This window comes from Streptomyces colwelliae, assembly GCF_048158785.1.
In the GTDB taxonomy this organism is placed as follows: domain Bacteria; phylum Actinomycetota; class Actinomycetes; order Streptomycetales; family Streptomycetaceae; genus Streptomyces.
The window spans coordinates 1-6,319 of record NZ_JBLTJC010000506.1 but is presented as its reverse complement, the minus strand read 5'-3'; the positions used below and the strand labels follow the sequence as shown (position 1 = coordinate 6,319).

General features: G+C 69.4%; 6 protein-coding genes. 4 read left to right on the top strand and 2 right to left on the bottom strand.

What is annotated here, in order from left to right; all coding sequences use genetic code 11:
- On the bottom strand, nucleotides 1-1,027 hold a 1,027-nt coding region (locus tag ACNFOC_RS49170; protein ID WP_416965505.1), incomplete at its 3' end, for a thiolase family protein.
- 222 nt (nucleotides 1,028-1,249) lie between these two features.
- Between ACNFOC_RS49170 and ACNFOC_RS49165 the strand changes: the two genes are divergently transcribed.
- Nucleotides 1,250-2,983 (top strand): MFS transporter, encoded by a 1,734-nt coding sequence (locus ACNFOC_RS49165; RefSeq protein WP_416965504.1) that lies wholly within the window; start codon nucleotides 1,250-1,252, stop codon nucleotides 2,981-2,983.
- 100 nt (nucleotides 2,984-3,083) lie between these two features.
- Nucleotides 3,084-3,734, top strand: coding sequence for a class I SAM-dependent methyltransferase (locus tag ACNFOC_RS49160; protein WP_416965503.1), 651 nt, complete (start codon nucleotides 3,084-3,086; stop codon nucleotides 3,732-3,734).
- 2 nt (nucleotides 3,735-3,736) lie between these two features.
- On the opposite strand, the gene ACNFOC_RS49155 is transcribed toward ACNFOC_RS49160, so the two are convergent.
- On the bottom strand, nucleotides 3,737-4,714 hold the full coding sequence (locus ACNFOC_RS49155) for an alpha/beta fold hydrolase (RefSeq protein ID WP_416965502.1): 978 nt from the start codon (nucleotides 4,712-4,714) through the stop codon (nucleotides 3,737-3,739).
- A gap of 119 nt (nucleotides 4,715-4,833) precedes the next feature.
- On the opposite strand from ACNFOC_RS49155, the gene ACNFOC_RS49150 reads away from it, so the two are divergent.
- Nucleotides 4,834-5,748 (top strand): N-acetylmuramoyl-L-alanine amidase, encoded by a 915-nt coding sequence (locus ACNFOC_RS49150; protein ID WP_416965501.1) that lies wholly within the window; start codon nucleotides 4,834-4,836, stop codon nucleotides 5,746-5,748.
- A gap of 86 nt (nucleotides 5,749-5,834) precedes the next feature.
- Nucleotides 5,835-6,319: DUF5336 domain-containing protein (locus ACNFOC_RS49145; RefSeq protein ID WP_521986923.1), on the top strand; the 485-nt coding region annotated here is incomplete at its 3' end.

The window sequence follows — 6,319 nt, the reverse complement described above, 5'->3', positions numbered from 1 at the left end:
CGACGAGCTTCCCGGCCTCCCCCGGCTCACACATGCCGAGCGCCTCGTACGTCAGCAGCTCGTTGATCGAGAAGCAGTCGTGGAGTTCTACGACGTCCACGTCCTCGATGCCGAGCCCGGACCGTTCGTAGACCTGGCGGGCGGCGGCCCGCGACATGGGCTGCCCTACGACATCGATGCACGAGCCCGACGCGAAGGAGTCCTCGGTGTCGGTGGTCATCGCCTGGGCGACGATCTCGACGAGCGAGCCAGAGCCCGCACCCGTCCCCATACCCGTACCCGTACCCGTACCCAACTCCCGTTCCTCCGCGAAACGTTCGGAGACCACGACCGCCGCCGCGGCCCCGTCCGAGGTCGGTGAGCACTGGAGTTTCGTGAGCGGGTGGTGGACGACCCGCGCCGCGAGGATGTCGTCGACGTCGTACACGTCCTGGAACTGGGCGTACGGATTGTGCGCGGAGTGCCGGTGGTTCTTGGCGGCGACGGCGGCGAGCTGGGCCTCGGTCGTGCCGCACTTCTCCATGTGTTCGCGGGCCGCGTCGCCGAAGATCTGGGCGGTGGGCGGGGTCATCTCGAAGCCGTGGCGGGCGGCCATGATGCCGTAGTGCCGGGCGACGGGGGACGTGGCGCTCCAGTCATCAGCGGCTCCGCCGCGGGCACCGCCGTCCGCGCCTCCGCCGAGCGCACCCCGCTTCATCTTCTCGAAGCCCAGTGCCAGCACGCAGTCGGCCGCCCCGCCCTCGACCAGCTGCCGGGCCAGCATCAGCGCGGTCGAGCCGGTGGCGCAGTTGTTGTTGACGTTGTAGACGGGGATGCCGGTGAGACCTAGTTCATAGGCGGCGCGCTGGCCGGCGGTCGAGGGCTGGAAGCAGTAGCCGACGGGAACCTGTTCTACGTCGGCGTAGGAGATCCCGGCGTCCGCGAGGGCGGCGTTCCCCGCCTCGCGGACCATGTCCCAGTACTGCCACTCCCGGGTCTCGGGCTTCTCGAACCTCGTCATCCCGACGCCTGCGACATAGGCCTTCATGGCGGGCGAGATTAGAACACGTTCCAGTGAATGACCAGACCTGACGGCAGGTCAGATATTCATGGGACGGTCAAGGATTCGTTAGTACGCCGAAGCATCGGAATAGTTGCCCGTGCATACGAGGTTTACCGTGCACTTATCTCGCACGGATCGGTTCGCCCGCACGGATTCAGTCCGCCCCGCACGGATCCCGCCACACCTACGGCCTGGAGGCCCTACTCCATGACGCACACGTCGACCGACCAGCCCGCACGGAGGCCGTCCGGCGCCGTCGTGCCGGTGCTCGCCTTCGCGGGCATCGTTGTCGCGGTGATGCAGACCCTGCTCGTCCCGGTCATCAAGGACCTGCCGCAGCTGCTGAGCACCGAGCCCAGCAACGCCACCTGGGTCCTGACCTCGACTCTCCTGTCCGGAGCCGTCGCCACGCCGATCATGGGCCGCCTCGGCGACCTCTACGGCAAGCGCCGGATGCTGATCACCAGCCTGTCCATCATGGTCGTGGGAGCGCTGGTCAGCGCCCTCACCAGCGACCTGCTCACGATGATCGCGGGCCGTACGCTCCAGGGCTTCGCGATGGGCGCGATACCGCTGGGCATCGGCCTGATGCGCGACATGCTGCCCCGCGAGAAGCTCGGCTCGGCGATGGCCCTGATGAGTTCCTCGATCGGCGTCGGCGGCGGCCTCGCGCTGCCCGCCGCGGCCCTGGTCGCCCAGCACGCCGACTGGCACGCCCTCTTCTACGGCGCCGCCGGCCTCGGTGTCCTAGCGATCGGCCTCACCCTGCTCGTCGTACCGGAGTCCCCGATGCGCGCCGAGGGCACCTTCGACGTGCTCGGCGCGATCGGCCTCTCCGCCGGTCTCGTCCTCTTCCTCCTGCCCATCACCAAGGGCAGCGACTGGGGCTGGACCTCCGGCACCACGCTCGGCCTGTTCGCCGCGGCCGCCGTCGTACTCCTCCTCTGGGGCGTGATGGAACTGCGCCTGAAGGCCCCGCTGGTCGACCTGCGCACCACGGCCCGCCCGGCGGTGCTCTTCACCAACCTCGCCTCGATCATGGTCGGCGTCTCCTTCTACGTCGTCTCCCTCGTCCTGCCTCAGCTCCTCCAGCTGCCGAAGGCCACCGGTTACGGCCTCGGCCAGTCGATGGTCACCGCCGGTCTGCTGGTCGCGCCGCTCGGCCTGACGATGATGTTCACCGCCCCCGTCTACGCCCGTCTCTCCGCGAAGTACGGCCCCAAGGTCACCCTGATCCTCGGCATGCTGATCATCGGCATCGGCTACGGCGCGGGGCTCGGCCTGATGAGCGCGGCGTGGCAGTCGCTGGTCATCGCGGTCGTGCTGGGTGCGGGGATCGGGCTCGCGTACTCGTCGTTGCCCGCGTTGATCGTGGGGGCGGTGCCGGCGTCCGAGACCGGTGCGGCGAACGGGCTCAACACGCTGATGCGGTCCATCGGTACGTCCGTGTCCAGCGCGGTGATCGGGATGGTGCTGGCGAACACGGCGAACCATGTGAACGGGGTCGCCGTCCCGACCATGCACGGCTTCCACGTGTCGTTCCTGATCGCCACGGGTTCGGTTGCCGTGGGTCTGTTGATGGCGCTGTTCCTTCCCAAGCCGAACCGGGCGCCGCAGTTGAACTTCAGCAGCGAGGAGGAGGCGAACCTTGAGCGGGCCGAGGAGGTTCTGCGGGGGTTCCGGGGGCGGGTACTCAGCGCCGACGGTGTTCCGGTCGCTCGGGCCAAGGTCACACTGATCGACCGTCGTGGTCGGCAGGCCGGGGCGACGCTCTCCGAGGAGGACGGGAGTTATGTGATCTCTGTGCCGTCTCAGGGGGCGTATGTGTTGGCGGCGCGGGCTTCGGGGCACGGTCCGTTGGCCTCGTCTGCGACGCACGCGGGGGACTCCGTCGCGGTTGACCTGGATCTGTCGTTGCCCGGTGAGACTGTCAGCGCGTAGTCGGTAGTTTTGCGTCTGCGGGCGCGTGGGGGCTGGTCGCGCAGTTCCCCGCGCCCCTAAAAGCCAAAGCCACACCGCACCCCTTATCGAGAGGAACCCCATGTCCCCGACACCCAAGCCCGAGATCCTCGCCGCGTTCGAGGGCGCCAAGGGGTTCATGCCGGCCGGTGAGGGACTGGCGCTCTACGCCGCCGCCGTAGAAGCCGGGCGGCTGGGCCTCCCCCTGCTCGAAGTCGGGACCTACTGCGGGCGCTCCACGATCCTCCTCGCCGATGCTGCCCGCGAGGCCGGCGTCACCGCGCTCACCCTGGACCATCATCGGGGCAGTGAGGAGCAGCAGCCGGGGTGGGAGTATCACGATCCGGAGACCGTCGACCCGGAGATCGGGCTGATGGACACGTTGCCGACGTTTCGCAGGACCCTGCACCGGGCGGGGCTGGAGGAGCACGTGGTGGCGCTCGTCGGGCGCTCGCCGCAGGTGTCGCGGATCTGGGGCAGCCCGCTCGGCCTCGTCTTCATCGACGGCGGTCACACCGACGAGCACGCGAACGGTGACTACGAGGGGTGGGCGCCCCATGTCGCCGAGGGCGGGCTGCTCGTCATCCATGACGTGTTCCCGGACCCGGAGGACGAGTTCACCGGGCAGGCGCCGTACCGCGTGTATCTCCGGGCACTGGAGTCCGGCGCGTTCACGGAGGTCTCGGTTTCCGGCTCCCTGCGTGTCCTACGGCGCACCGGTACCGGTATCTGAGGTCAACTGGGCAGCTCCGCCAGCCAGTTGGTGAGGTGCTGGTTGACCTCTGCCGGGCGCTCCTGCTGGATCCAGTGTCCGCAGCCCTCCAGGATGTGCGAGCCACGCAGGCCGGGCAGGGTCGCCGGGTACGCGGCGATCGCGTCGGACAGCCAGGTGGTGGAGGCGTCCAGGGAACCGCCGAGGAACAGGGACGGCTGGGTGATCGGTGCGCCGTCGTAGGCCACCAGGTCCTCCCAGTCCTGGTCCATGTTCCGGTAGCGGTTCAGGGCAGTGGTCAGACCCGTCCGCTCGAACTCGCCCGCGTAGACGTCGAGTTCGGCCTCACCCAGCCACGCGGGTGTCCCTGCCTCCGTCGGGAAGCGCTCCCGCAGCGTCCCGCCGTCCCGGCTCACGAAGTGCGGGTCGGGAGTGCCGGGCGCGGGCATCGTGTCGGCGGAGAACGCGGCGTAGAAACCGGAGAGCCAGCCGCGTACGTCCGGTTCGATCTCGGACTCGGCGCGGCCCGGTTGCTGGAAGTAGGAGACGTAGAACTCCTCGTCCCCGCCCATTCCCGCGAAGATCTCGCTGGGGCGTGGGCCGCCGCGGGGCGCGTAAGGGACGCTCAGCAGTGCTACGGCTCGGAAGACGTCCGGCCGCAGGAGGGCGGAGTGGGCCGCGATGCCCGCGCCCCAGTCGTGGCCGACGATCACCGCGGAGCGCTCGCCGAGCGCGTGCACCGCGGCGACGGCGTCCTCGACGAGGTCGAGCATCCGGTACGCCGACGGGTCCGCGGGACGCGACGAGCGGCCGTAGCCGCGTACGTCGACGGCGACCGCGCGGTGGCCCGCCGCGGCCAGTACCGGGAGCTGGTGGCGCCACGAGTACCAGGACTCCGGGAAGCCGTGGACCAGCAGGACGAGGGGGCCGGTGCCCTGTTCCACGAGGTGGATGCGGCCGGCGGGGGCGGGGACGAGCCGGTGGACGGCTTCCTTGACCATGGTCGTGTGTCCTCCGTGACGGGGGCTGGTCCCTTGATCCTCCGCCCCGGCGCCGCCACCCCACGACTCTTGTTGCCGCTTCGGCAAACCCACTCTGTGGGGCGGCTAGGGTGGCTCCCGTGTCGTACGTAGGTCCGGACTTCGATCCCCCGCAGCCCCGCCGTCCCCGTCGAGGGCCCCTGACCGTGGCGCTGGCCGCGCTGGTCCCGGGGGCTCTGATCGGGTGGTTCGTGTACGAGGCCGTCGGCGGCCCGGGTGACAGCTCGGGCAACGCGTCCGCCTCCTCCGCCGCCTCGTCCGGCGCGCCCGCCTCCCCGACGGGTACGGCGTCCAACGACGACAAGCCGCCGGGCCCAAGTCCCCTCAAGGGCAAGGTCGTCGTCATCGACCCAGGGCACAACGTCACCAACTTCCAGCACAGCGCCGAGATCAACCGCAAGGTGGACATCGGTACGAACTGGAAGGAGTGCGACACGACCGGGACGTCGACCAACGCGGGTTACGCGGAAGCCCAGTTCACGATGGACGTGTCCCACCGGCTGAAGGCACTTCTCGAAAAGCAGGGCGTCACGGTGAAGTTGACGCACGACGGCGACTCGCCGTCCTGGGGTCCGTGCGTCGACCAGCGGGCCAGGATCGGCAACGACGCGCACGCGGACGCCGCGATCTCCATCCACGCGGACGGCGCACCGGTCGGCGACCGCGGCTTCCACGTGATCCTGCCGGGCTCGGTCCACGCGGGCGGCGCCGACACCCGCGCCATCGTCGCCCCCTCCGCCGCTCTCGGCCGGGGCATCGCGGGCGACTACCGTCGCGCGACAGGTGAACAGTTCTCGAATTACATCGGCGACGGCACCGGTCTCGTCACGCGTAAGGACCTGGGCGGTCTCAATCTGTCAACGGTTCCCAAGGTGTTCATCGAGTGCGGCAATATGCGCGATAGCAAGGATGCCGCACTGCTGACGAACAGCGCCTGGCGACAGAAGGCGGCGCAGGGGATCTCTGAGGGAATCGTGAGTTTCCTGCGCGGGTAGCGATCAGCGGGCTGATCCGGGCGGACACCCTGGCAGGGTGGACGATAGGGTCAACCGACGACGAGACGACCTACGAAGGACCTGAAGTGAATATCCGCTCCCTCACACGAGGCGACGGCGTGGTGATCGGAGCAGCGGTATTGCTCTTCATCGCGTCCTTCCTCAAGTTCTACACGGCCAAGGGGTTCGACCTGGACGTGACCGCGTGGACGAGCCTCGGTAACGGCCTCGGCACCTACATGGGCGGCGTCATCGGTGCCGCTCTCATCGTCGTCAACCGTTGTCTGCCGCAGCCGCGCAAGGTCGCGGGCCTGGACCTCGGGACAGTCGGCGTGGCGTTCACGGTCCTCACCGCGTGGGCCCTGTTCTGGACGCTGGTGGACGTCGGCGACAACGTGAGCGCCGGCGCCGGCCTCATCCTCGGCTTCATCGCCGCCCTCGTCATGACCGGCGGCGCCATCGCCACCCCTCTCGTCCCGGCCCTCCAGGCCGCCCTCGTCCCGGCCCCCAAGCCGGCCGCCCCGCAGCCCTACGGCGCCCAGCCGCCCGGTGGTTACGGCTACCCGGATGC

Bases quoted from the DNA above. Each gene is read 5' to 3' on its own strand.
- ACNFOC_RS49165 (WP_416965504.1), top strand. From the start codon at position 1,250: ATGACGCACACGTCGACCGACCAGCCCGCACGGAGGCCGTCCGGCGCC.
- ACNFOC_RS49160 (WP_416965503.1), top strand. From the start codon at position 3,084: ATGTCCCCGACACCCAAGCCCGAGATCCTCGCCGCGTTCGAGGGCGCC.
- ACNFOC_RS49155 (WP_416965502.1), bottom strand. From the start codon at position 4,714: ATGGTCAAGGAAGCCGTCCACCGGCTCGTCCCCGCCCCCGCCGGCCGC.